This window comes from Streptomyces sp. ID05-26A (genome assembly GCF_033794685.1).
Taxonomy (GTDB): domain Bacteria; phylum Actinomycetota; class Actinomycetes; order Mycobacteriales; family Pseudonocardiaceae; genus Lentzea.
The window spans coordinates 1,045,712-1,069,242 of the sequence record NZ_JARAYZ010000002.1; the positions used below are offsets into that span (position 1 = coordinate 1,045,712).

The window sequence follows — 23,531 nt, forward strand, 5'->3', positions numbered from 1 at the left end:
GCCGCCTGGATCGGGCTCAGCGGTCGACGAGAAGACTCGAACTGGAGCGGCACACACGTGCGGACACCGGCCACATCGATCTCCGAAGTCGGGCACGAGGAGCTGGTCGCCGTGCTGAAGGCGGCCTTCACCATCCGGGACGGGGACGCGTCCTCCACACCGGACGAAGTGCTCCACCGCGTCGCTGACGGTGTGCTCGCACGGCTGACGAAGGACGCCGGTCCCCCGCGGCCAGGTGAGACGACCTTCCTCATCGACCACTGCGTGGCACTCGCGAGCACAGGTGCGGATCTCGCTGCTGTCACTGAAGGGTTTCACGCAGCCTTGCACGTGCTCATGCGCCACCTGTGGAGCAGAGCAGCGCCAAATGACCAAACGCGCCTCCTGCGAGTCAACGCGTGGTGCGTCGCGATCGAAGCGGCGCTCGCTCAGAAGGCCCACCACGCGCTGGCACGAGCCACCTCCACTGTGGTCTGTCAGCGCCAGGCGAGATCAGAGCTCGCGGCAGCGCTCGTGGCAGGCGATCCGATCTGTGCGACCGGCACGACATCAGCGACGATCACGCTTCCCGACACGTACGCGGTCGTGTACCTGCTCGCGCCGTCCGGTCGTGTTCTCTCGCAGGGGATGCTGCCGACGAGCAGTGTGCGCGCCGACGTGCTCAGCACGCCGGCGGACGACCGCGACCTGATCTTGCTGGTCCCTTGCGGGTCCGGCACACCGAGTCGGCTCGACGTGAGAGCGTTGATCGCTGAACTCACCGCGGGAACGGGTGTACCGGTGAGCGCCGGAATGGCATGGCCCGACCTGTTGAGTGGTGTTCCGGACGCCGTGCTCGAAGCGCGGACCATCGCGAGGCTGGCCGCCGCCACGGATCAGGCCGGTGGTTGCTCCTTCGACGACGTCCTCGTGGAGTGGGCGCTGTCGCACACCGGACCGGCTCGGAGGCGACTCGCGGGTCTGCTGGCACGGCTCTCCAGCGGTCCCGACCTCCTCGCCACACTGGAGGCGTTGTACAAGCACGATCTGGACAGGACGGCGGCCGCCTCCGCGATGCACGTGCACCGTGCCACGCTGGACTATCGGCTGAAGAAGATCCAGGAAGTGTGCGGATTCGACCCTCTCACAACCCGAGGTGTGCGCACTCTCGCCTCGGCACTGTTCTCCGCACGCTTCGACGCCGCCCAAGACGCGGTTGTCCGTTGACGCGCTTCGTGACGTTCAGGCGCCACAGTGCATCCGCACATCTGGACACCCTGCCTCGCGTGTTCGTTCGTGGTCACATGCTGGAGGTTCGGCGCGCACACAAGGAGAAGGGCAGGCCATGACCGCGTTGCGGGTGGTCCACGAAACAAGTTCGAGTCCAGTACCGGCGTGGGACGATCTCAGAGCGTTTCTCGCGGTCGCCCGGATGCGCAACTTCACCAGAGCCGCAGTAGAACTGCACACGTCCCAGCCCACGGTGACCAGACAGGTCCAACGTCTCGAACGCCAGCTGGGAACCAGGTTGTTCGGGCGCAACCGCCGGGAGGTCTGGCTCACCGCCGAAGGGCAGTCCTTGCTGACGTGGGTGGAGCAGATGAACGACAGCGCGCTGAGAGGTGTGGCCGCCTGCAAGCAACCGTTTCCGGCTGAGGTGCACCTGGCCGCGTACTCGCACGCCTTGAGCCAGCTCGTGGAACAACTCAAGGGGGAGGCTCCGGACGTCGAGTGGCACGCGGCGACCCTCCCTCCGGAGACCGCTCTGCAAGCATTGGCACGCGACGAGATTCATGCGGCGATCTGCTACACGACGACCTCACCACATCTCGCCCAGTCTCCCCCACTGCCCACTGGTGTGGCCGTGCGCCGGCTCGTCCGCGAACCCGTGTGGCTGGCGATCCCACTGACCCATCCACTCTCCTCCCGCACCGAGATCGTGCCCCGAGAACTGGCTCGGGAGAAATGGATCTCTCCCGGCCGAGGCCCGATGCGCGAGCTGCTCGAAGAGATGTGTTCGGCCGCCGGATTCGTCCCCGACGTGCGCCACGTGGCAGAGGACCGATCGACCGCGGGCGCCTTGCTCGCCGGCGGGAGCGCGATCTCGCTCAGCTCGGCCACGATCGACACCAGGGGCGAGTTCCTGGTGAAGCCGCTCAAGGACGGACCCGCACGATGGATCTACGTGGCGTGGAAGCCGGAACGGCTGCGGCCGCCGGCGGCGACGGTGGTGCTCGCCGCCGCTCGCCTGTGGTACCAACGACGCGCCGCGCGCAATCCCGCATACCTCGATCGGCTGCGAGCCGAGCTCGGTTCGATGAGTTAGCGCAGGCCTTCGCCCGCGCCCCGAACCGTCCACTTCGGCACGAGAACGCCGACGAGGACTGAGATTCACCTCAGCGGGCGCCGGAGACCGGGCAGTCTACGACGCGGGAAGCGGAAGGGCCATCCGCACTCCGCGAACGCGACGAACATCCTTCCGGTTCTGGCTGATACCTCGCACGGCGACACAGCCGAAGGATGCGAAGCACCGGCACGACCAGACGTCGCGCCGGCCCGCACGAGCCGGCTCAACCCAGGAGTCCCCATGAAAATCTCCTCGCGCTTCGTCCCCGTGGCTCTCGTCGCGCTGGCGTCCGCCCTGCTCGGCGCCGCGCCGGCGTCGGCGGCACCGCAGACCGGGCAGACGGCGGCGAACGCCACGTCCGACCTCTGCGCGCCATTCGGTTGTTACGTCTCCAACAAGAAGTTCGTCGGGTTCTACACCGTGCCGGGCGCGGCGCCGCTGTGCTCGGCGTCGGCCGTGGGCGCCGGCACGATCACCTGCGGCTACAACCGCACCTACACCGTGACGGCCGGAGTGAACGCCAGCGTCAACGTCACGCTGATCAAGGACTCGCTGATGGCGACCTTCGGCGTGGATTCCAGCCTCTCGAAGAGCATCACGGTCACCAACGGCTGCACGGCCACGGTCGGTGCTCGCGGAGGACGCGTGTGGGGCGTTCCCGAGTACGCGAAGTACGAGTACCTCGTCCGCAACAGGGCGGTCGGCGGCGGCGGTGCGAACGACGTCGTGGTGGGCAGTGGCTGGATCGGCGTGCCCAGCGGCATGAAGTGCTACTTCGTCCAGAACTGATCAGGGGTCTCGCGGGTCTCGATGCCGCAGGGCGTCGAGGCCCGCGCTCCGGCCGAGGGCGCGACGGCGCTGGGCGGAGGTCATGCCGCGGCGACCACCAGCATCGAGGTGGCTCCTCGGCGGCACCGGTGACGGCTCTGCTCCAGCACGGTCACGACGTGCGCACGAGCCAGGCGCTCGACGAGCGAGCGAAGCCGCAGTCCCTCGGCCACCGGAAAGATCCGTACCTCGCCGTGCGTGACGCGCACCAACTCGAGCACGAAACCCACGAGCTCGTCGCCTTCGGGAGCATCGGGCCGGACGTGCACGAAGTGGTTGACCAACGTCAGCGCGAACTGGCCGGACGGCACGTCCAGGCCTCGGCGCAGTGGCAGGTAGTTCCGTCCGTCCGGGTGGTAGTCGACCACGAACCGGTTCGCGTTGTCGGTCCACGCCGAGAAGTACGTCTCGGGGTCCTGGGCCACCGCGAAGTGGAACCGCCCGGGCTGCTCGGACGCCTCCGCCGCCGACTGCCGCGCGGTGCGGCGCACCGCCTCCAGCAGCACCGCTCCGGGGAGGGTGTAGAGCGGATCCACGGCCAGAACCTGGCCTCCTCTGGCACGAAGCTGGGCACCGAACGTTCCGGCGGCCCCTCCGACGTCCAGAATCGGGCCGGCCTGCAGATCCGCCTCGGCCAGGACGAACATCGAGCGGTAGTCGTGCAGGTCGTGCGACGGCACGGCGATCGCATGAGGCACCACGATGGCGTCCGTGGCGTCAAACGCTCGTCGTGATGTCACGTGCCGTCCTGATGTCGCAGTTGCTCAGCCTCCGGCTGTCGCCGTCGCACCCCCATCCCACCGCGTCGTCCCCGCCCTTCACCTCACCCACGACTGTGCATTCGCACCGTTGGTCGACGTGCCTGGCTGTTGCCGTTCTGTGCGGCGAGTGTCAGCAATGGACGATGAAAACGCAGAGCGACCGCGCGGTGGCCGGAGGGATTCGAGAGCTCATGGACGACACTGGCCGGCACGCTCGTGAGCTGCAGGAGCGCCTGGACCTCCTTCCGGTGGCGGTGTGGGCCGTCGACACGAGTCTCGCCTTCACGGACGTGGCCGGTCGGATGTTCGACGGCCACCCGAGGCCCTTGGTCGGATCGCCTCTGGCGGACTACCTGGGGGTCGACCCCGGACTCCGGTTCGACGGGACGGGGGCCGGCCGCAGCCCTGGACCTCAGCGGCCAGGCTGCGAGGTCTCGTGGGAAGCCCACCTTCGTGCTCTGAGCGGAGAGAGCGTCCAGTGGCGTGTCGACATGCCGAGCGGTGCGTGTCTCTACTCGGTGTGGCCGATCGCGGACGTCTCGGGTGCCGTCCGCGGCGCTGCGGGAACCCTGATACCTCTGACCGCGGCATACGCCGCGACGATGGCGGAGACCGAAGCGCGTACGTGGACCTCGGAGGTGCTCGAGCACTCGCCGGCCGCGGTCGTCGTGCGTGACCACACAGACCGCCTGGTGTGGGCGTCGGCCGCGTACTGCCGGATGATGCGGCGGCCACTCGTCGACCTGGTGGGGGCCGCGCCCGGCAGCCTGCACGACGCGGACGACCCGAACCTCCACCGCGAGCGCAACGAGATCGTGCGCAGGACGGGCCAGACCTTCCCCGAGCGGAACGCGTTCGTGGTGAACGGCAGGCGCTTCGAGGTGGAAGGTGCCCGTTTCCGGTTGCTCAGTCCCTCCGGCCAGCAACTCGTGGGCGAACTGTTCTTCGACATCACCGATCGGGAGAGCGCCCGCAGGCGAGCGGACCACGCCGAAGAGCGGTTCGAACAGTTCATGGCGCACACGACGGCCTACGCGGCGGTCTTCGACGACAAGCACGTCATCAGGTGGACCAACGAGAGAACGGCGTCGCTGGCCGCCGAGATCCGCGCGGCCACGGGCGAACCGGGCTCAGCGCTGCTGAAGGACCACTTGTTCAGCAACTCCGGAAGCGTGTCGGTCGACGAGGCGGTGGCCGAAGTGCTGCGCACCGGACGGCCGGTTCCCGCTCGCTGGGAGATCCGTCTCGGTGAACGGAACCTGGTGCTGGTGGGCGATCTGTTCCCGCTCGGAGCCGAGCCGAACCCCGCGTCACCCGGCTCCCCGGCGGGCATCCGGGCGGTGGGCGCACTGCTCATGGACGTCAGCGACCAGGAGCGCTTGGCAGGCAGGCTGTCGACCGTGCTCACCCAGCTTCCGGTCCTGGTGAACGTGATCGAGCGCGACGGCACGATCGGCTCGATCAGCGGCGACTTCCTCTCCGCGCCGCCTCGCCGCAGATGGCCGCACGACGAGGAACACTGGACCGCCGCACTCGCTGGAGACCGCGTGCTGTCCCGCGTCATCATCGGTGATCGGTGGCACGAGGTCTCGTACACCCCGTTGCGCGAAGGCGACCAGATCACGAGCGTGCTCGCCCTGGCCTGGGACGTCGACGACCAGGTCGAGGCCGAGCGGCAGATCACCGCGTCGCACGCACGGTTCGACGCGTTCATGCGGCTCGCCCCGGTGGGCGCCTGGATCAAGGACAAGGCCCACCGCTACGTGTGGGCCAACGAATTGCACCTGCGTCATCTCGGCGGTCCGGAACTCCGTGACGTGATGGGCCGCACGGCAGCAGAACTCGGCGCTCCCTGGCACACCGACGACTCCGACGACGAAGACGACGCGGCCCTGCGGCTCTGCCGTCCGCTCGAGGTGCGTGGCGAGTACGTCGTCGACGGAACACGCCGAGTCCAGAAAGGACAGGTCTTCCCGCTGTCCACGGACGGCACGCAGGGCGAGGAACTGCTGGCAGGTGTGTTCACGGACGTGACAGAGCTGGAACACGCCCGTGCGGCGGCGGCCGCAGCCCACGCGCGGTTCGAGGCTTTCATGCGGCACGTGCCGGCAGCGGCCTACATCAAGGACGCCGAAGGTGGGCACGTGTGGGCCAATCCCACCTACCTCGGCTTCTACCGGACCGAACTCACCGCGTTGGTGGGCAAGACCACCAACGACCTCGACCCGCCGGAACTCGCCGCTGGAAACGTCGCGGAGGACGAGGCCACGCTGCTCGGCGGAACCGCCCGGCGGATCCGCAACGACGGCTCGCACGGTGAGGCGTGCGCCACCGGTTTCCGGTTCCCCCTGCCTCTGCCGGACGGGGAGACCGGCCTGGCAGGAATCTGGATCGACACGACCGAACTGCACCAGGTGCGCATCGAACTCGGTCGCTGGAGGGACCGCTACCGGACGCTCTTCGACCGCAGCCCGACTCCGATGGCGATCACCAGTCTCGACGGAGTGCTCCTCGACGCGAACCCCGCGTTCTGCGAACTGCTCGGTCTGCGCGCTTCCCAGCTCAGGAACCGGCACGTGCGGGAGTTCTCGGAGGTCGGTGACCACGACGCGGAACAGGCCGCGCTCGAGGGCATCATGGGGCGCAGAACCACCACGGCACGGTTCCGCAAGACCTTCGTGCGTGCGGCGGACCAGTCCCGCACCCCGGTGGACATCACCGCCATCCGCGTGACGGATCCGACCGACCAGGCCGACACCATCGTCGGCATCGTTCAGCCTCTGGCGGCCCCGGCCGCGGCGCGCACCGCGCTACTGCTGTCCGGGACCGAGGCAGCTGTCCTCGCTCTGCGAGCCGAAGGCCGTGCCCTCAACGACATCGCCACCCACCTGAAAATGACCCGTCGCGGCGTCGACTACCACCTGCGACAGCTGGCACGGAAACTGCGCTGCCCCGCCAACAACGCCGCGGCGATCACCGCCCGCGCCTACCACCTCGGTGTGCTCGACACCGAGACCTGGCCGCCGACGGTCGCTGCTCGGCACGTGCGGACCCCGGACACCGACTGAGCAGCCGTCATCGACCGCGGAGCAGGCCGCACCCGACGACCGGCGCCGCCGACTCGTCCATTCACGCCTGACCCGCCACTCCGCCAACAATGAATAACCGGACCACTACCCACCCCCTGATGCGTGTTCCATACTTCGTTCTGAACGACGTCACGACGATTCTTCCGCCCCCTGCCCGCAGTGCTCACCTCATTGGCGAGCACTGATTCACCCTGCGGCGGATTCGTCCCGAGAATCGAGGAATCAGTGGGAAAGAACAAGTTCAAGCTCTTTTCAGTGATCGTCGGCGCAGCCATGGCTTCCCTGTTCGCGACGACGCCGGCTGCGGTGGCTGACTCCCCCGACCCCGTCTCACCGTCGATCATCGGCGGCAACTACGCGACCAACGCGCCGTGGGCCGCGCGCCTGTTCACCAACGGGCAGCAGACCTGCACCGCCACGATCATCGCACCCCAGTACGTCCTGACCGCGAAGCACTGCGTCGACGGCGGAGGGACCGTCAGCTTCCGGATCGGAAGCCTGGACCAGACGACCGGTGGCACCGTCGCGTACGCGACCCAGATCCAGCGGCACCCGTCAGCCGATCTCGCCATCGCCCGCCTCGACCGCTCGGTGCCGGCGACCTACTCACCCCTGGGCACTTGGCCGGACGTGTACAGCGGGCAGGCGGTGAAGGTCTACGGCTGGGGCGCGACCTGCACCGACCAGCCGGAGACCTATTGCCAGTCCCAATACCTGAAGAACGCGACTCTCACGGTCACTTCGGTCAGCGGCAGGGACTGGTACGGCGGTGTCGCCGTGGAGGCCAACGCGCAGAACGGAATCACCGCGGGAGGCGACTCGGGTGGACCGATGTTCGCCAGCGGCCGCCAGGTCGGAGTCGCGTCGACCAGTGATCGGCGCAGCCTCACGTACTACACGAACGTCACGTCGTACCGAGCCTGGATTTCGACCATCGCCGGAGTCTGATTCAGAACCGAGCGGCTTTTCCTCCGATCTCTGAACAATGGCCGGGTGTGGATTCGAATCGACCACACCCGGCCTGCCGTTCGAATCGCACCGGATATCAGTCGTTTCGCTGCGAAAAGGCGTTCATCGGCTGATTCCAGCCGCACGTGCCGGGCCGCGCGTCTGATCGCCCAGCGGCGGGCACGGCGACGTCCGCCGAGCCGACGAGCCGTGCTCGTGGTGGCGGCCGGCCAGGCCGAGCCGGGTGTTGGCCACGACACACATCGATCACCCTGAGTTGCGTCGATTCTGAGTCGATTCTAGGATGATCGTGACTAGCCCGAACAGATGAAGGTCGTGCGCCATGCCGGAGCTCTCTCGTTTGCCTCGACCTGTCACCGAGTCGTGGGACTGGCAGTTGTCCGGCTTGTGCCGAGGCATGGACAGCACCTACTTCTTCCACAAGCCCAACGAGCGCGGTGCGGCGCGGGAGCAGCGGGAAGCCGCCGCGAAGGCGGTCTGCCAACGCTGTCCCGTGATGCAGAAGTGCCGTGAACACGCGCTCGAGGTGCAGGAGACCTTCGGCATCTGGGGCGGGCTGGGGGAAAGCGAACTGCGCGCGATCCTGACCCAGCAGGCTCGCCGCAGGCGATGATCTACACGCCTCGCGCGGTGGCGGCGATGCTGGGCATAGCCTCGACGACGCTGCGGACGTGGGATCAGCGCTACGGCCTGGGCCCCTCCCTGCGCAGCGAAGGCGGTCACCGGCGTTACGAGGACTCCGATGTGGAACGCCTCCGCCGCATGGTCGCGTTGACCGCACAGGGCGTCGCTCCCGCCGCCGCCGCCGAACTCGCCCGCCGGCCGCGGGCACACCGGCCGCCGCAGCCGCGGTCGCCTCTCACCGACGACGTGGCACAGGACGCCCGTCGCGGATTCCTCGCGTCGGCCAAGCGACTCGACGAGCCGTTGATGCTCGACCTGGCCGGGAAGCTGGTCATCGAACACGGTGTCGTCGCCGCGTGGAACTCCGTGTTCCTCCCCTGCCTGGGAGACATCGGCGAGACGATCGCCCGGAGCGGAAGCGGAGTGGAGATCGAGCACGTGGCGAGCGCGGCCGTGCTGCACGCTCTGCGCACCGTGCCCCGGCCGAGCAGGATGGGCGTGCTGGCGGCCCTTCTCTCCACCGCACCGGAGGAGCAGCACGTGCTGCCACTGGAGGCACTCGGTGCCGCACTGTCCGAACAGGACTGCCTGTGGCGCGGTCTCGGGGCGCGGGTGCCGTCCCAGGCGTTGTGCGACGCCGTGGTGCTGCTGCAACCCGTCGTGACACTCGTCTGGGCGCATCGGGCCGAGCTGGCTGCCGGGGTGCCGCTGAACGAGCTGAACGCGCGGTCGGACACGCTGCTCGCGGTCGCGGGTCCGGGTTGGGCGGGACTCCCGCTCCCGGCGTTCGTGCGACGACCGGAAACGCTCACCGCCGCGATCGAACTGGTGCTCGCCGGCAGCGACGCCTGACCAGCTCAGCCGTGCCGCGCCTGGGCCGCCAGGCTGCCGATGATCTTGTTCTTGATCCAGGCGACGGCGTCGGCCGAGGTCAGTGGCCGACGCGAGTGGAGCAGGAGCTGCGGGGCATCGCGCCAGACGCCCGTCCACGCGTCGAGCGCCGCCTGCTCCACCGCCGTCTCGCGATCGGCCTGACCACCCTCGGTCCGCACACTGATCAGGACCAGGCGGTGGAACGGGACCGACAGCAGGTCGTAGACACGGCCGAACGCGGTCCGGTCGCCCTGGGCGACGGCGGTCATCAGCTCGCCCAAGCACGTTCGTTCGAGCACGGACGCGCACACCGGGGTCCGCGAGGCTCCGCGAGTGAGCGGAGCCTCCTCCGCGTCCTGCGCGGTGGACGCGCGCGACGAAGACCTCATCACTCGGCAGGACACGGTGAAACCGACTCCGGAGCGCCGCCGTCCTGCGCCGTGATCTTGAAGTCGCAGAGTTCGTAACCGTTGCGCAGCAGCGCTGTCGCCATGCCGGCGATGTCCTTCTTGGACGGAGTGGCGGTGCGCGCCAGCACGAAGCCCGACCTGCGGTCCGGTGCGCCCACCACCGCCCAGCGGTAGTCGCGGTCGAGGCCGATCACCCAGTAGGTCCCCGGCCGGTCGAAGTTCCACCCGTCCGCGGTCCTGACGAACGACACCTGCAGCTTCGACGTCGAGCCGGGATTCTCCTGACGGGCCCTGCCCTCCAGCGACGTGATCCCGCCATCCGCACGGGTGCACGAGTTGACGACCTTCACCTGTCCCTCGGGCAGCAGGGTGTACACCGCGTTGTCGTTGCGAGCGCACTGCGCCTGGAAGGGCTGGGGAATCGCCGCCACCTGCACCCAGCGGCCCTGGTAGCGCTCGAGGTCGACCGAGCGCACCGGCCGCACCTCGGTGCCGGTCGTCTGCGCCGACGCCGGTGCGGGAACCAGGAACAGTCCGAGCACGATGGCCGCCGCCGCCGCGGTGAAGCGCATGAGATCACCTTTCGCCGTCTTCTGGTGCCCACAACGCTATGGCCGCCTCCCGCCGTCTGCATGACAGCGGAAGATCGAGCCGGCCGCCGTGCGGAACCCGCCGCAGGGTGGTCCAATGCCGGCCAGCGAATGGGATCGGACTCGCGGTCGGGCACGACGCGGCGGGTGGCTTCGAGGTTCTCAGTCGCGGACGACCAGCCGGACTTCCAAGGAGCTCCGCGCACCTAACCAGAGCACGACCATCCGACGAACAGGTGACGACACGTCGATAACCGGTTGGTGGAACCTGCGGGACGATGCCAGGCTGCCAGGGCAGTTGATCGTCCATCCGCGGGGAGTCGCGCTTGTCCGTCGGAGCAACACCGACCATCGACGTGACGCTGGCGCGGCGGTTGGTCGACACGCAGTTCCCGCGATGGGCCGGGTTGCCGCTGCGTCCGCACGACCCGGCCGGTTCGGATCACGTCATCTACCGGCTGGGCGACGAGCTGTCCGTCCGGTTGCCCCGTCACGACGGCGCGATCGACCAGGCGCGCAAGGAGGCCGAGTGGCTGCCCCGGCTCGCCCCGCACCTGCCGCTCGCCGTGCCCGTGCCGGTGGAGGTGGGGGAACCGGACTTCGGTTATCCGTGGCCGTGGGCGGTGTCGCGCTGGCTGAACGGCGAGGTGGCGACCGTCGAGGCGCTGTCGGGTTCGCACGAGGCCGCTGAGGCGCTGGCCGAGTTCCTCCAGGCGCTGCACCGGTTCGACGCCGAACCTGCCGACGCCGCCGCGCCGCTGTCCGCACGGGACGTGGCGACGCGGTCGGCCATCGCGGAGGTCCCGTTCGACCGAGCGCGGATGACCGAGCTGTGGGACGCGGCTCTCGCTGCCCCGCACCAGGATCCGGTGTGGCGCCACGGCGACTTCCACACCGGCAACCTGCTGACGACCGGGGGCCGGCTCAGTGCCGTCATCGACTTCGGCGAGTTCGGGGTGGGCGATCCGGCCCTCGACCTGATCATCGCCTTCACGCTCCTGTCGGCCGGGACTCGAGCCACGTTCCGCGCCGCGCTCGGGGTGGACGACGCCACCTGGACGCGCGGCCGTGGCTGGGCGCTGGCCACCGGTCTGAACGCCTACGTCCACCACGCCGCGGTCAACCCCCGCGTCGCCGAGCAGACCACCCGCCAGATCACCCAAGCCCTGGCAGACGAAGGACCCCACCGTTCGACCCCGGCCTGAGCGAGCCCGGGGCGGGATGTGGCTGCTGCGCGCATCAGCGAGAGTGATCGTGGTCGGCGACGACCAGGTGCTCTGCACCGCGAACCGCTTCCGTTCTCGAGGGAGACGGTCATCCTCAAGCCGAAGCGTTACCGCACGAGGTTCACGAGAGGGCTGTACGCCGGGCCGTCGAGCGTCTCGGTGAGTTCGAGTCTCCGCGTGCCGCCGCCAAGGTGATCGGGTCGATGGTTGCCGCGGAAGGAAGTTCGTACTTGTGGACGACTCCGCCGATTCGGCCCCGGCCGCCTCCTGATCGCCGAAGGCCTCAGGCCATCCGCACCAGCGCACGTGGACGGCCTCGGCTTCTTTCGTGGTTGCGGCCCTGGTGGAGCGCGGACGCTCGACACCGGCCGCGCGAACAGGCCCTGACCAAGCCGGAAGTTCCGCATCCGCACTCTTCCGCGGAATGCGTTTCTGTGCTAGGTCGAGGATGTTCCGGCCCGTGCAAAGCCAGGTGATCGAGCGGATCCCCACGAGTTTCCGGACAGGGAGAGTTGTGCCGTCACTCAGCCCTGCTCAGGAGGTCTCCGCAATGAACGCCACCGAAACCGCATCACCACCGTCTCGACGCCGACTGCGATCGCTGATGGTCGCATCGGGCCGCCCGGTCGTTGTCCTGGCTACCGCGGCAGCGCTGTTCGCCACAGTGGTCCAAGGTGCCGCCGAGGCCGCTCCGCGCCACTCGACGCCTGTCAAGAAGGACGAGATCATCGCGGTCAACTCGCAGGGTTCCTGTCGCGTGAGTCAGCACTACACCATCAATGCGAGCAGCGCGGCCGAGGCCGCGAACCTCGCTCAGGTGTACCGCAAGCTGAACGGCCGACCGAACGGCACCGGCCGGCCCAAGCTCAACACGTACGTCAACTACACCGGTGGCACCACACTCACGGTGTGGGGCTACTCCGACGTGGCGGGCATTCCGTCCGGGAGTTGCATCGAACAGAAGGTCGCCCCGCACCGGGGCCGCGCGCTGTCGTCGGTACCGAGGTGGGCACAAGAACTGATGGCGGCAGCCGCAGGCGTCGCCACCGCGCTCGCTGTCACCACCTTCACCACCGCGTTCCTCACCTCGGTCAGCGGAGGCACGGCCACTGTCGCGGCCGCCGCGATCGGTGGATGCGTCGGCGGAGTCGCGGGCCACATCGTGTACCAGCTCTGGACGCCCGACAGGTCGGCCACGGATCTCCAGGCGATCCAGGCACTCGTCGCATGCCTCACCGGCGCCGCTACCGCCGCTCAACTGGGTACGTTGCTCACCAAGGTTCAGCAGTGGGTCGTCAACACGGCGAACGTCCGGATCATGGCCGCTGCCGTCGGGGCCTGGAGCTACATGGTCAACGCCAGGTGGGGATCTGGCGTGTCCGGCACGATCCAGGCCGCGCGCCAGCGGATGCGCGTCTGACGACGACGATCCATCCGGACCGGAATCGACCGACTCCGGTCTGAGTGCCGCGAGATCATGAAGCCGCGACGACACCCTTCACCACGCCCAGGTCCCGCCGCACAGGCCGGGGTCCTGGGCGTGGTGCGTCACTGTTCGCCGACGGTGTGATCGCGGTGTGGTGGCCGTGCCTGGACGGCAGGTCGAGTGCGATCACCCTGTTCGAGCTGAGATCCGCTTGGCCGACTGGACAGCCACCTCGACCCGTGAGCGCGCGCCGAGCTTCGTGATGATGTGGCTGACGTGGTTCTGCACCGTTCTCCGTGACAGGAAGAGGATGGCCGCGATGTCCGGGTTCGAGAGTCCATCAGCGACCAGCGCGGCCACCCGTTGTTCGGTGGCGGTGAGCGCTTCCCAGCCCGTTGCGGGCCGCGCTTTCCTGGTGGGAGAGCTGGTTCGCACGCCCAGGCTGCGCAGCACCGCAGTCGCGCGTCGAATTTCGTGATCGGCACCGAGCTCCCGGTGCACCTCTGCCGCGGCGGCAAGCCTCTTGCGCGCACCGGCCGAGTCTCCGGCCGCAGCGCAGGCGACGGCGGCGTCAGCGCTGGCATCGGCGAAAAGCGGCAGGTAGCCGGACTCTTCGTAGAACTTCGCACAGGCGTCCAGCGTTGCTGGATCACCCTCGGTCAAGGCCGCGCACCACTGGGCGGCCGTCCACCTGGCGCCCTCCTCTTCGGCGCCGGCATCGGCAGCGGCGACTTCGGCGCCGGTGCGTGCCAACTCGGCGCATCCGGCGCCGAGTGCCGTTCGCACGATTCTCGCGATCCAGCGGTGCCGGATGTTCGCCAAGTCGACGTTGTCGGTGGCGAGAAGGGCGCTCACCAAGCCCACCAGTTCGGCAGTCTCACCGGTCTGCGCAAGCACCTCCACTCGAGCGAGTCGCGCGTAGAGAAGGGCGATCTGGGCGAAAGCGTCTCCCTCTGGCGCAATGACGACATGGGCGAGGCAAGCCGCAGCGTCGTCGAGACGGCCGCGGCGCGCGGCGATCAATGCCGCCATCCCGAGCCGGATGTGCTTGCGGTTGGGGTACATGTCCTCGACCGCGGACTTGACGTCGAGCTCGCTGAGGGCATCGTCCCAGCGTCCAGTCCGGAAGAGATGGCCTGCGGCGGCGATCGCCAGGTTCACCGTCGAAGTGCCCGACGCGACGTTCCGGGCCACGACTTGAGCTGCCTGCAGGGATTTCTGGGCCTCGTCGGCGTTCTCCGACCACGCGGTGCGATTCCCGAGCAGCACCAGCTTCAGGTCGGGCAACTGCAGATCGCCGAGAGCCGCGAGCGCGGCGTCCACCGTGCGCACAGCGAGTTCGTACCTCCCGGCCTGCCATGCCGCCAGAGACAGCGCGTGCAGGGCATAGCCCTCAGCGAACCCATCGGGATGCGCTCGAACAGCCCGCAGCACTTCTTCCGCGTGTGATCGGGCTTGCTCGGCATCCCTGTGCGCGAGCAGGCCCAACGAGTAGAGCGCCTGCAGTCGAGTCGCCCAGAGCCGGTGCGCCGTGGGCATCATCTCGGAGATGACAGCCAGCGCTTCCTGCAGCTGGCCAGTCGACAACAGGCTGTATCCGAGCATCCACACCAACTCTGCCGCCCGCTCCGAGGGGCGTTCGCCAGACAGCATCCGTTTGCCCAGGCGCGTCACATCGCCAAACGAGCGCTGGCTGAATGCCGAGGCCACAAGCGCGTACTCGAGACCTTCGCGACCCGACGCGTCAACCAGGTCACGTTCGACGACTCTGGTGATGAGTTCCTCAGCAACGGACGGCATCCGGGTGGCGAGCGCTTCGCCGTGTTCGGCGAGCCAGCTCGCGGTCCAGGCGTCAGCGCTTTCGGAAGCCGACAGGAGCTGGGTGACCACGCGGTCGAGCGGTGCCGCTGAGCAATGCAGCGCTTCGGCCGCGTGGCGATGAAGCGCCGCGCGCATGGTCGCAGGCATCGAAAGATACAGGGAGTCTCGAATCAAGCCGTGGCGAAAGACCAGTTTCTCCCCCGATTCAGCAAGGACACCCGCGCGCACCGCATCGTCGATTCTCGGCAACAGCTCGAGGACCCCGCGCCCTGTGACCACCGACAGATCCGAGACGACGAACCCGAGACCGAGCAGACTGGCGAGTCGCAGCACTTCTCGTGTCTCGGGAACGAGGACGTTCAAGCGATCGGTGATCACCGCTGACAACGAGGCTGCCGAATGTCCTCTGACGTCGGTGACGTCGACGACGTCGCCGACTACGGCAAGGCAGTCCGCCCGGTTGAGAGCATCGACTACCTCCCGGATGTAAAGAGGGTTCCCTCCAGCCGCGGCGACCGCGTTCAGCAGACCGGGACCTGCGGCATGGCCGACGAGCCGGCTCGCCAGTTCCGCGCAGTCCGATGTCGACAACGGTTGAAGTTCGAGTGCCTTACCGCGGTGACGTTGCACGACGTCACGCAGCTGTGAGCGTTCAGGCCAGTCGGATGTGGTGCGGCAGGTTCCCACCAGCAGCAGCGGCGCCTGGGTGGTCACGCTGACGAGCCGCGCCCAAGCGCCGATGCTGGCCTTGTCCGCCCACTGCAAGTCATCCACGACCAACACGGTCGGTGCTACCACGCACAGCTCGTCGACCTTGGTCAGGATCCGCTCTGTCAGCACGAGCACCGGGTCGGGCAGAGCCCACGCGTGTGAGGACTCCGGATGCATGCGATCAGGACCACCTGGAACTTCGCTCGTTCCAGCGCCTGACGGATAGGTGACGCCAACGGTGTCCAAGAGGACTCGCAGCGGAAATCCGGCCGTCAGTTGATCGGCCGAACCACGCATGACCTGGCACGACGATGCGGCCGCCTGTGCGACGAGCACGCTGGCGAGCTGGGACTTGCCGATACCCGGCTCGCCTTCCAGGAGCAGCGCCTGACCACGTCCGTCCACAAGGGCACGCACTGCTTCGGCGACTGCGTCCAGATCGCTGTGCCGCCCGACCCACATCTCATCGTCAGGCATTGAGCCGATGCCAAGCACCGATCAACCATACCGACAGCACGCAGCTCTAGCTCAGGCCGATCAAGACGCGATCACGAAAGAGTGATCCCCTGCACTCAAAGGCCCCACACATCTTTCAATCGCAGGCACGATGAAGGCGGGTCACCACTGCACCAAGACACCCCGGCCAAGGAAGAAGTCGAGTGACTTCGATGCGGCCGGGAGGCTCCTCCGCGGTGTTCGCCGCAGGGGCGTTCGTCGGCAGGCTGCATCCCCTGCGCCAGCCCACACCGACGCTGGCCGAGCTCGCAGCGACCGCCGCCGGTCTGCCCGCTGTCCGAGGCGATTCGTCCTGACCGCATCGCTCTTCCCGGGTCGCGCGGCGATCATGTAGGCGTCTGTGACCCTGTGGTGCGCCAGAACCAGACTTGGCGGCGTGACCTGCGGCTCAGGCCGCCGCGGGGTCGCACTCGTTGATCAAGCCGCCGAGTGCTCAACGACGACGAACGGCCCTGGAGCCTGATTCTGCGAGCCGGTGATCGGGGTGTGGTCCCACGGCACTGGCCTCGTCGCAGAACCCAAGGTGCGCAACGGTCCGGGACCATCGCGCCGCGATCACCACCCCGACGTTCCACCGCTCACCAGCCTGCCGGTGCCGGCATCACCCTGTACTTCCCGTCCCACGCCGCACATCCGACGTACCCCACGCAACTCGTACAGGCCAAAGACGCCCCCGGAGTCCGCAAGGTCTGCGCGTGGCGCATCGCAACGATCGAGCACCCGCTCCGGTTCGGGCAGGTCCACTCCTTCGCGACCAACCGCCGATGCCACCGCACACCGCTCGGCGACACCAACCGGTTCTCTCGCAACCACAACAGCAACCGCCGGCACCGCACCATCAGCCCAACCGAGGACGGCGCCGACCCGGACGCAACGTCGCGACTTCGTGTCGCAACACCAGCAACTCGACATCCTTTGCCGCCGAGGAGTTCGTCAACCCTCCCAGGTGGCCGAACAACGTCCTGCTCTTCGTTTCTCCGGAAACACTCATCGCCGCGTCTCCGTCGACGGGGCCGTCGGTCGGCTGACGGGCGGTGCGCCGTCCGAAGCCGCACATTGTCGTGGGTGCCTCGGACCAGCTGCTTCGGAAGCGACCTCCACCGGAACGTCGAGCGTGGTGCTGCCCGCTCGCTCGAACTCGAAGATGACCGCGACATCTGTGCCCGCTCCCACCTCGCGGGTCAGGCCGATCAGCTCCAGGTGGTAGGCCAGCAGCGATCCGCTCAGCCGGGCAACCCCGCCGTCGGCCAGCAGCGGAAGACGCTCCACCGGCTCCGTCGTGCCGTCGCAGTCGGTGTCCCAGTGCAGCACGACGTCCTCGGCCGCGTCGCTTCGGACGTCGATCAGCGCATCCGCTTGCCTGGCACGGTTGAACATCGCGAACTGCACGAGCGCGTTGTCGCCCTGCTCGTAGCCATCTCCACCCGGTGGCATCACGTGGATGTTGCGCAGCAGCACATCACCGACTTCGCCGTTGGCACCGATCGTTCCGCTCTGCAGCACGCGCTGAGGTTCGCCGCACGACGTGAGTACTAGCATCAGCGCGACAACCGTGCCGATCAACAGCTTCATGAGGTTGATCTCCGTCTCAGCACATGCGGGCAACGACAGGAACAGGCCGGCCTGGTTCAGTCCGGCGCAAGGCTTCGAGCAGTTCTGCGACCGTGCTCGGTCGCGTCTCGTGGGACCTGCGCGACCGATGCCGATCCCGGAAGGTCGTCCACGTCGGCGCCGGGTGCGCATCCCGCCACCAGTGCGACGACGAGCGCGATCGCCGCGATCACCGCTATCACGGCCATCACCGTCCGGCGAACCTGCTCGTTGTTCATCGTGCGCCTCCGCCTGTTCGAGCGATCACGACCTCGTGCACGACATCCCGTCGCCGCCGTCCTCCACCGTGACCGTCCACATCGGACAGTCGGTCCCCGCTCCTCGGGTACCGCGTGCGGCGGTACCAGCCCACGAGCAGCGCGAGCACAAGCCCGGCGATCGTCAGGGCGACCAACGCGATGTACGCGTCATTCGTGCCTCGGCCGATCGCCACGAAGAGCAGTCCCATCCAGGAGGGCGAGCACTGCTGACGCCGCGATGACCTTCGTCTTGACCAGGCTTCGTCCTGGGGGGTGACTCGTCCGGCATGCTCGTTCGCCCTTCGACTGGGACCTCGACCGTCCCACGGGCCGTTCGTCCGGCGGTGCCCTCGGTAGCGCCCCAGCCCAGGATCGACACATCGAAGTCGGGCGTCGTCGCACCGGACGAGGCGTCCGCACTCCGTCAACCCAAACCTCGGTGACGGCAGCAACGTGGTTCAGCAGCAGCGCCACCGCCGTGCAAGCCGCACTCGCGACGTTCGCGAGCACGGCCGAGCCACGCTGAACGAGTACCGCGACGGTCGACTGTGACACCCTGGAAGACGAGGGTTCACTCGATTGTGACCTGGGGCGCCGAAGCGAACTCACCAACCGTGGATCTCATGCTGCGAGGCCAAGGCTCGAGCGACCTCGCGGAACCGGTAGCCGCCGCGTACGGCAGCGGCGAAGACGAGATTTCAGGTCACGAACAAGACGACAGGGCTCTTTCCCCTGCTGGAGAGCGTGCCCCGTGTGACGGTTCGCGGCGCCCGGCTGGCCGCACTCGGGTGTCCGGGTCGCCATGTCACTCGACGGCGAGCGGAGGCTGAGGCAGATCCGTGCTGAGAACGGCATCAGCGTCGAGCGGTTCGACGAGCCGCCGGAAGTCGACGTGATCAGGGTCCAGCGAGTTCGGCTCGTCCCGCTACGTGCGCCATCGTGGTTTGCGGCCCGGATGCGGGGGAACTCGTCGGGTGTCCAACCGCCCCGGACCCAGGCGACAGGGATTTCCGGGGACGTTCTTCCGCATCGTGTCTCCTGCACCGCTCCCCAGCGCCGCGCTCACAGGGCGGTCGCTGCTCCGGTTGCAGGGCACTTCCCGGAATCCGGTCCACACCGAACGCAAGCTCGAGGAGACCGCCGTGACCAACCCGACCATCACCGCGACCAAGCCACCCACGCAGTCCACGAGCTCCGAGATCGCGACCTCCAACGGGAGCATGCTCTCCTCCTCCGAGGGGACGACCACTGTCGCCGACACCGTGGTCCAGAAGATCGCCGGACTCGCCACGCGCGAGATCCCCGGCGTGTACGCGCTGGGCGGCGGAGCGGCACGTGCCTTCAGCTCGCTGCGCGAGCGCATTCCCGGCGCCACCGCCTCGGCGGGGCAGGGCGTCTCGGTCGAGGTGGGCGAGCGACAGGCCGCCATCGACCTGCACATCCTCGTCGACTACGGCGTGTCCATCGCCGACCTGTCGAATGCGGTGCGCCGCAACGTGATCGGCGCGGTCGAGCAGATGACAGGCCTGCAGGTCGTGGAGGTCAACATCGCGGTCACCGACGTCCACATCCCCGGTGAGGACGACGACGACAGGACCCCGGAACCCGGTCGGGTGCAGTGAGCCCCGAGATCGAGGCGATGGTCATCGCCGCCGCGGTGAAGGTCCTTCCGCAGGTGGCGGGGCCGCACAGCGGCCGGTACGGCGAGATCGCCACCCTCCTGCCGGGCCGGAGGATAGCCGGGATCCGCCTGCGCCCGGGTGAGATCGTCATCGGCGTCGTCGCGCGGTACCCGGTCACCACCGCCGAGCTCGACGCAGCCGTGCGAGCCGCCGTCCACGCCGCGATCGGGAGAGTCGAGGTCCCGGTCCACCTGTGGATCGGCGACATCGCCTTCTCCCCCGTCCTGTCACCCGGCATCACCACCGGACGTCGCTCGGCGCTCAAGCTCTCCTTGCCATCCGCTGCAGCCGGGGCACCGAGCCGCGCTCCGGCCACCACATCAGGGACAACACCGTGAACTCGACCACCACCGGGATGCTCGCGGGCATCGCGCTCGGCTTCGCCGCCGCGTTCGGCGGTTTCGGCGCCTTCATCGTCGTGCTGCTGCTCGGTGCGGCCGGGCTCGTCGTCGGCAGGGTCCTCGACGGCAAGCTCGACGTCTCGGCGCTGGCCGGCCGCGACCGGACCTGACCGTCGTGACCACCGCAGGCCCACCCGCACGAGAGAACCCGAACGATCCCGGTGCACGCGGCAGCCTCACGATCAGCGAGGTCGCTGTGGAGCGGATCGCCGCGCACGCGGCCCTCGAGGTCGACGGCATCGGCGGTTCCGCACGCCGAGTCCTCGGTGTCACGGTCGGCGCCGAGGAGGCCGAACGGGAGGTGCGGGTCGCCGCGAGAACCACCGGCTCGGTCGTCGCGCTCGACGTGCGGCTGTCGATCACCTACCCCGCGCCGGTCGGCAGCACCACCGAGGCCACACGGGCACACCTGACCCGCCGGGTCCACGACATGACCGGTCTGAGCGTGTCGAAGGTCGACATCACCGTCACCGCACTGCACTGCGCGGTCGTGGCGGCGCGGAGGATCCGATGACACGGTTGCCCCGCCGGAGCACACCGGCAGTCCTCGTGGCTCTGACCGTCCTCGCGACCTGCGTTCTCGTCGCCGTCGTGTCGGTGCAGATGATCCTCGGGGAGGAGCCGTGGGTCGATCCCCGCGCCCTCGTCGGTGCGCTGCACGACACCCGCTGGGCCGACCCCGTCGTCACGCTCACCGCCGCGGCCTGTGCGGCGCTCGGTGCCGGCCTGCTGCTGTGCGCGGTGCTTCCCGGCAAGCCCACCGTCCTGCCGCTGCGCGACGACGACCCGGACACGAGATCCACAGTGGACTCCGGCGCCACCCGCCGGAGCCTGCGCGCCGTTCTGCGCACCGCCGCGTCCTCGGTCGACGGCGTGACCGCCACCAGACTCGACCTCGGACGGCGCGCTGTCACCGCGACCGTCCGCACGGACCGCACGATCACCGACGGGCTCGCCGCCACCGTGCGCGGCGCCGTCGAGAACCGCCTCGACCACATCGGGCCGGCCGCGCGGCCGGCCGTGATCGTCCGGGTCAAGGCCAGGAGAACACGATGAAGGACCTCGAAAGGCCATCAGGGCTCAACCGAGTCGTGCTGGCGATCATCGGCTTGGTGCTGCTCGTCGCCGGCGGTGTCGTCCTGGCCGGGACGCTCGCAACCCTGGACGTGCTCCGCCCCGACTCCCCTCTCGTTCCCGGCGACGCCCTGCCCCCGGCGTGGGTCTGGTACGTCATCACGGCCGGCGCGGTCGCTCTCGGTCTCCTGGCGACCCGGTGGCTCGTCGCACAGGCGGACCGCACTCCCAGGACCGGCACCTGGCGGTTCGACACCGGCCCCGGTGGCGGCCGGACCGAACTGGCCGCGAGCACCGCCATCGCCCCCTTGCTGGCCGAGGTGGAGACCTACCCCGGAGTGCACGCCGTGCGCGGCACCCTCGCCGGACGCCCCGAAAACCCGGCTCTGACCCTGGTGATCAGCACGACGCAGGACGGCGAGCCGAGCGCGATCCGGCACGCACTCGTCGCGAGCGGGTTGCCACGACTGCGACAGGCCCTCGGCATCAGCGAGTTGCCCACGACCGTCGAGTTCCACCTCACCGACAAGCCCGGCCCACGCACACCTGCACAACGCTCCTGTCTGGAGCAGGCACCCGACCTCGGCACGAAGCCACCTGACGATCTCGGCCTCCCGCGTGCCGAGAACCGCATCCGTGCGGTGTGACTGAGCGCCCGATGGACCCACTGGCCGCCCTGCTTCGCCCGCCAGGCCGGACGGACTCCCGTTCCGCGGACGGATTCGGATCAACGATGGTGAGGAGACGTCCTGTGTTCGAGGCGTACCTCCACCGAGGGAGGGTCGCACCATGGATCTCTGGCTCATCTGGCTGATCATCGGTTTGGTCTTGGCCGTCGCCGAGATCTTCACGCTCACCGCGGCACTCGGCCTGCTCGGCGTCGCCGCGATCACCACGGCGGGGTCGGCGGCGATCGGTCTGCCGCTGCCCGGTCAGCTCGTGGTGTTCAGCGTCGTGTCCGCCGCGGGCGTGGTGCTCGTGAGGCCCTGGGCGCGGCGAATGATGCTGCGACCGCGGCTGGAACGGTTCGGCGTGGAGGCGTTGGTCGGTGCTTCGGCCTACGTGCTGCGTGAAGTGAACGACCACGAGGGCCTGGTGCGCCTGCGCGGTGAGGACTGGACGGCTCGCCCGTACGACAGTTCCGTCGTCATCCCGGCCGGAAGCACGGTCGACGTTCTGCACATCGACGGCAGCACTGCCGTCGTCTACCCACGGGAGTGAGCCATGTCCACACTGCTCGTCGCCGGGCTCGTGCTCGCGATCTTCGCGGCGTTCACCGTTCTGCGCGCCGTGCGCATCGTGCCGCAAGCACGTGCGCGCAACGTCGAACGTCTCGGTCGTTACCAGCGCACCCTCACGCCCGGCCTGAACTTCGTCATCCCCTACGTCGACCGCGTCTACCCGCCGATCGACCTGCGTGAGCAGGTGGTGTCGTTCCAGCCGCAGCCGGTGATCACCGAGGACAACCTGGTCGTGGAGATCGACACGGTGCTGTACTTCCAGGTCACCGACCCCCGTGCCGCCGCCTACGAGATCGCCAGCTTCCTGCAGGCGGTCGAGCAGCTCACCGTCACCACCCTGCGCAACGTCGTCGGGTCCATGGACCTCGAGAAGACCCTCACCTCACGCGACACGATCAACAACCAGTTGCGCGGCGTGCTCGACGACGCGACCGGCAAGTGGGGCCTGCGCGTCAACCGCGTGGAGATCAAGGCCATCGATCCGCCGCAGAGCATCAAGGAGGCGATGGAGAAGCAGATGCGGGCCGAGCGCGACAAGCGGGCCGCGATCCTGAACGCCGAAGGACAACGCCAGTCGCAGATCCTCACCGCCGAGGGCGACAAGCAGGCCGCCGTACTGCGCGCAGAAGGAAACCGGGCCGCCACGATCCTCAAGGCGGAGGGCGAGTCCCGCGCGATCGACCAGGTCTTCCAGTCCGTGCACCGCAACGATCCCGACCCCAAGCTCCTCGCCTACCAGTACCTGCAGATGCTGCCCAAGCTCGCGGAAGGTCCCGGCAACACGTTCTGGGTGATCCCGAGCGAGGTCACCACCGCACTGCAAGACGTCTCCAAGGCGTTCTCCACCGCGCTGCCACGATCAGCCGCCGCCGGACACGACGAGGCCGTGGAGGCCGCCGCCGCGCAGGCCGAGAAGGACGTCGCCCAGGCGAGCGAGGCCGCCGCCGAAGCGGTCTCGGACGCCGCGGACGCCGCCGCACCGGTGAACGCGCTGCGACCGGAACCGGCGGGTCGCTGAGAGGAAGTCGATGGCCGGCGGCGAGTTCACCACTCGCGAGGAAGCCCCTTGGCGGGTCTCGGTGACGCCCTGGCGGTGCGCAGGACACCGGGCTG

At 68.6% G+C, this 23,531-nt stretch carries 25 protein-coding genes; 18 read left to right on the forward strand and 7 right to left on the reverse strand.

The window, feature by feature from the left end:
- The first annotated feature begins 57 nt into the window (after nt 1-57).
- The 3 genes from PV646_RS20510 to PV646_RS20520 all read left to right on the forward strand — a co-directional run bounded on the left by PV646_RS20510 (nt 58) and on the right by PV646_RS20520 (nt 3,115).
- On the forward strand, nt 58-1,206 hold the full coding sequence (locus PV646_RS20510; RefSeq protein ID WP_500343772.1) for a PucR family transcriptional regulator: 1,149 nt from the start codon (nt 58-60) through the stop codon (nt 1,204-1,206).
- Nucleotides 1,207-1,324: 118 nt separating this feature from the next.
- Nucleotides 1,325-2,305, forward strand: coding sequence for a LysR family transcriptional regulator (locus PV646_RS20515; protein ID WP_500343773.1), 981 nt, complete (start codon nt 1,325-1,327; stop codon nt 2,303-2,305).
- A gap of 261 nt (nt 2,306-2,566) precedes the next feature.
- Nucleotides 2,567-3,115, forward strand: coding sequence for a hypothetical protein (locus tag PV646_RS20520; protein WP_500343774.1), 549 nt, complete (start codon nt 2,567-2,569; stop codon nt 3,113-3,115).
- An 80-nt stretch (nt 3,116-3,195) separates the two neighbouring features.
- Here the strand turns inward: PV646_RS20520 and PV646_RS20525 are convergent, their stop codons facing one another.
- On the reverse strand, nt 3,196-3,894 hold the full coding sequence (locus PV646_RS20525) for a class I SAM-dependent methyltransferase (protein ID WP_500343775.1): 699 nt from the start codon (nt 3,892-3,894) through the stop codon (nt 3,196-3,198).
- Nucleotides 3,895-4,106: 212 nt separating this feature from the next.
- On the opposite strand from PV646_RS20525, the gene PV646_RS20530 reads away from it, so the two are divergent.
- The 4 genes from PV646_RS20530 to PV646_RS20545 all read left to right on the forward strand — a co-directional run bounded on the left by PV646_RS20530 (nt 4,107) and on the right by PV646_RS20545 (nt 9,449).
- On the forward strand, nt 4,107-6,983 hold the full coding sequence (locus tag PV646_RS20530; RefSeq protein WP_500343776.1) for a PAS domain-containing protein: 2,877 nt from the start codon (nt 4,107-4,109) through the stop codon (nt 6,981-6,983).
- Nucleotides 6,984-7,277: 294 nt separating this feature from the next.
- On the forward strand, nt 7,278-7,952 hold the full coding sequence (locus PV646_RS20535) for a S1 family peptidase (protein WP_500345042.1): 675 nt from the start codon (nt 7,278-7,280) through the stop codon (nt 7,950-7,952).
- 343 nt (nt 7,953-8,295) lie between these two features.
- Complete coding sequence (locus PV646_RS20540) at nt 8,296-8,586, forward strand: WhiB family transcriptional regulator (protein WP_500343777.1); 291 nt, start codon at nt 8,296-8,298, stop codon at nt 8,584-8,586.
- Nucleotides 8,583-9,449 carry a MerR family transcriptional regulator gene (locus tag PV646_RS20545; RefSeq protein ID WP_500343778.1) on the forward strand — a complete coding sequence of 289 codons (867 nt, stop codon included), beginning with the start codon at nt 8,583-8,585 and terminating at the stop codon, nt 9,447-9,449. The genes PV646_RS20540 and PV646_RS20545 overlap by 4 nt, the downstream gene beginning before the upstream one ends.
- Nucleotides 9,450-9,454: 5 nt before the next feature.
- On the opposite strand, the gene PV646_RS20550 is transcribed toward PV646_RS20545, so the two are convergent.
- Together PV646_RS20550 and PV646_RS20555 are read right to left on the reverse strand one after the other, a co-directional pair.
- The gene (locus PV646_RS20550) at nt 9,455-9,859 is read right to left on the reverse strand and encodes a sigma-70 family RNA polymerase sigma factor (protein WP_500343779.1); all 405 of its coding nucleotides are present in this window, start codon (nt 9,857-9,859) and stop codon (nt 9,455-9,457) included.
- Complete coding sequence (locus PV646_RS20555) at nt 9,859-10,452, reverse strand: lipocalin family protein (RefSeq protein WP_500343780.1); 594 nt, start codon at nt 10,450-10,452, stop codon at nt 9,859-9,861. Before PV646_RS20555 ends, PV646_RS20550 begins: the two co-directional genes overlap by 1 nt.
- 344 nt (nt 10,453-10,796) lie before the next feature.
- On the opposite strand from PV646_RS20555, the gene PV646_RS20560 reads away from it, so the two are divergent.
- Both PV646_RS20560 and PV646_RS20565 read left to right on the forward strand, forming a co-directional pair.
- Complete coding sequence (locus PV646_RS20560) at nt 10,797-11,675, forward strand: aminoglycoside phosphotransferase family protein (protein WP_500343781.1); 879 nt, start codon at nt 10,797-10,799, stop codon at nt 11,673-11,675.
- Nucleotides 11,676-12,246: 571 nt separating this feature from the next.
- Entirely contained in the window at nt 12,247-13,116 is an 870-nt protein-coding gene (locus PV646_RS20565) for a hypothetical protein (RefSeq protein WP_500343782.1), read from the forward strand.
- Nucleotides 13,117-13,308: 192 nt separating this feature from the next.
- Here the strand turns inward: PV646_RS20565 and PV646_RS20570 are convergent, their stop codons facing one another.
- Nucleotides 13,309-16,149 carry a helix-turn-helix transcriptional regulator gene (locus PV646_RS20570; RefSeq protein WP_500343783.1) on the reverse strand — a complete coding sequence of 947 codons (2,841 nt, stop codon included), beginning with the start codon at nt 16,147-16,149 and terminating at the stop codon, nt 13,309-13,311.
- A gap of 164 nt (nt 16,150-16,313) precedes the next feature.
- Here PV646_RS20570 and PV646_RS20575 point away from each other — a divergent pair, with 164 nt between their 5' ends.
- On the forward strand, nt 16,314-16,466 hold the full coding sequence (locus PV646_RS20575) for a hypothetical protein (RefSeq protein ID WP_500343784.1): 153 nt from the start codon (nt 16,314-16,316) through the stop codon (nt 16,464-16,466).
- 691 nt (nt 16,467-17,157) lie between these two features.
- Here PV646_RS20575 and PV646_RS20580 read toward each other — a convergent pair.
- The 3 genes from PV646_RS20580 to PV646_RS20590 are packed head-to-tail and all read right to left on the reverse strand — an operon-like array spanning nt 17,158 to nt 18,229.
- Nucleotides 17,158-17,742 (reverse strand): copper chaperone PCu(A)C, encoded by a 585-nt coding sequence (locus PV646_RS20580; protein ID WP_500343785.1) that lies wholly within the window; start codon nt 17,740-17,742, stop codon nt 17,158-17,160.
- 56 nt (nt 17,743-17,798) lie between these two features.
- Complete coding sequence (locus tag PV646_RS20585; protein ID WP_500343786.1) at nt 17,799-17,999, reverse strand: hypothetical protein; 201 nt, start codon at nt 17,997-17,999, stop codon at nt 17,799-17,801.
- Nucleotides 17,996-18,229 (reverse strand): hypothetical protein, encoded by a 234-nt coding sequence (locus tag PV646_RS20590; RefSeq protein WP_500343787.1) that lies wholly within the window; start codon nt 18,227-18,229, stop codon nt 17,996-17,998. The genes PV646_RS20585 and PV646_RS20590 overlap by 4 nt, the downstream gene beginning before the upstream one ends.
- Nucleotides 18,230-19,162: 933 nt before the next feature.
- Between PV646_RS20590 and PV646_RS20595 the strand changes: the two genes are divergently transcribed.
- The 8 genes from PV646_RS20595 (at nt 19,163) to PV646_RS20630 (ending at nt 23,436) form a co-directional block, all read left to right on the forward strand.
- The gene (locus tag PV646_RS20595) at nt 19,163-19,642 is read left to right on the forward strand and encodes an Asp23/Gls24 family envelope stress response protein (protein WP_500343788.1); all 480 of its coding nucleotides are present in this window, start codon (nt 19,163-19,165) and stop codon (nt 19,640-19,642) included.
- A complete protein-coding gene (locus PV646_RS20600; RefSeq protein WP_500343789.1) occupies nt 19,639-20,040 on the forward strand; it encodes a hypothetical protein in 402 nt (133 codons plus the stop codon). Before PV646_RS20595 ends, PV646_RS20600 begins: the two co-directional genes overlap by 4 nt.
- The gene (locus PV646_RS20605) at nt 20,037-20,213 is read left to right on the forward strand and encodes a hypothetical protein (RefSeq protein WP_253325557.1); all 177 of its coding nucleotides are present in this window, start codon (nt 20,037-20,039) and stop codon (nt 20,211-20,213) included. The genes PV646_RS20600 and PV646_RS20605 overlap by 4 nt, the downstream gene beginning before the upstream one ends.
- Before the next feature lie 5 nt (nt 20,214-20,218).
- Nucleotides 20,219-20,617, forward strand: a complete 399-nt coding sequence (locus tag PV646_RS20610; RefSeq protein ID WP_500343790.1) for an Asp23/Gls24 family envelope stress response protein — start codon at nt 20,219-20,221, stop codon at nt 20,615-20,617.
- Nucleotides 20,614-21,159: a DUF6286 domain-containing protein gene (locus PV646_RS20615; protein ID WP_500343791.1), complete on the forward strand. Its 546-nt coding sequence runs from the start codon at nt 20,614-20,616 to the stop codon at nt 21,157-21,159. The genes PV646_RS20610 and PV646_RS20615 overlap by 4 nt, the downstream gene beginning before the upstream one ends.
- Complete coding sequence (locus tag PV646_RS20620; RefSeq protein ID WP_500343792.1) at nt 21,156-21,824, forward strand: Asp23/Gls24 family envelope stress response protein; 669 nt, start codon at nt 21,156-21,158, stop codon at nt 21,822-21,824. The genes PV646_RS20615 and PV646_RS20620 overlap by 4 nt, the downstream gene beginning before the upstream one ends.
- A 142-nt stretch (nt 21,825-21,966) precedes the next feature.
- Nucleotides 21,967-22,398: an NfeD family protein gene (locus tag PV646_RS20625; protein WP_500343793.1), complete on the forward strand. Its 432-nt coding sequence runs from the start codon at nt 21,967-21,969 to the stop codon at nt 22,396-22,398.
- 3 nt (nt 22,399-22,401) lie between these two features.
- Nucleotides 22,402-23,436, forward strand: coding sequence for an SPFH domain-containing protein (locus PV646_RS20630; protein WP_500343794.1), 1,035 nt, complete (start codon nt 22,402-22,404; stop codon nt 23,434-23,436).
- Nucleotides 23,437-23,531: the final 95 nt, after the last annotated feature.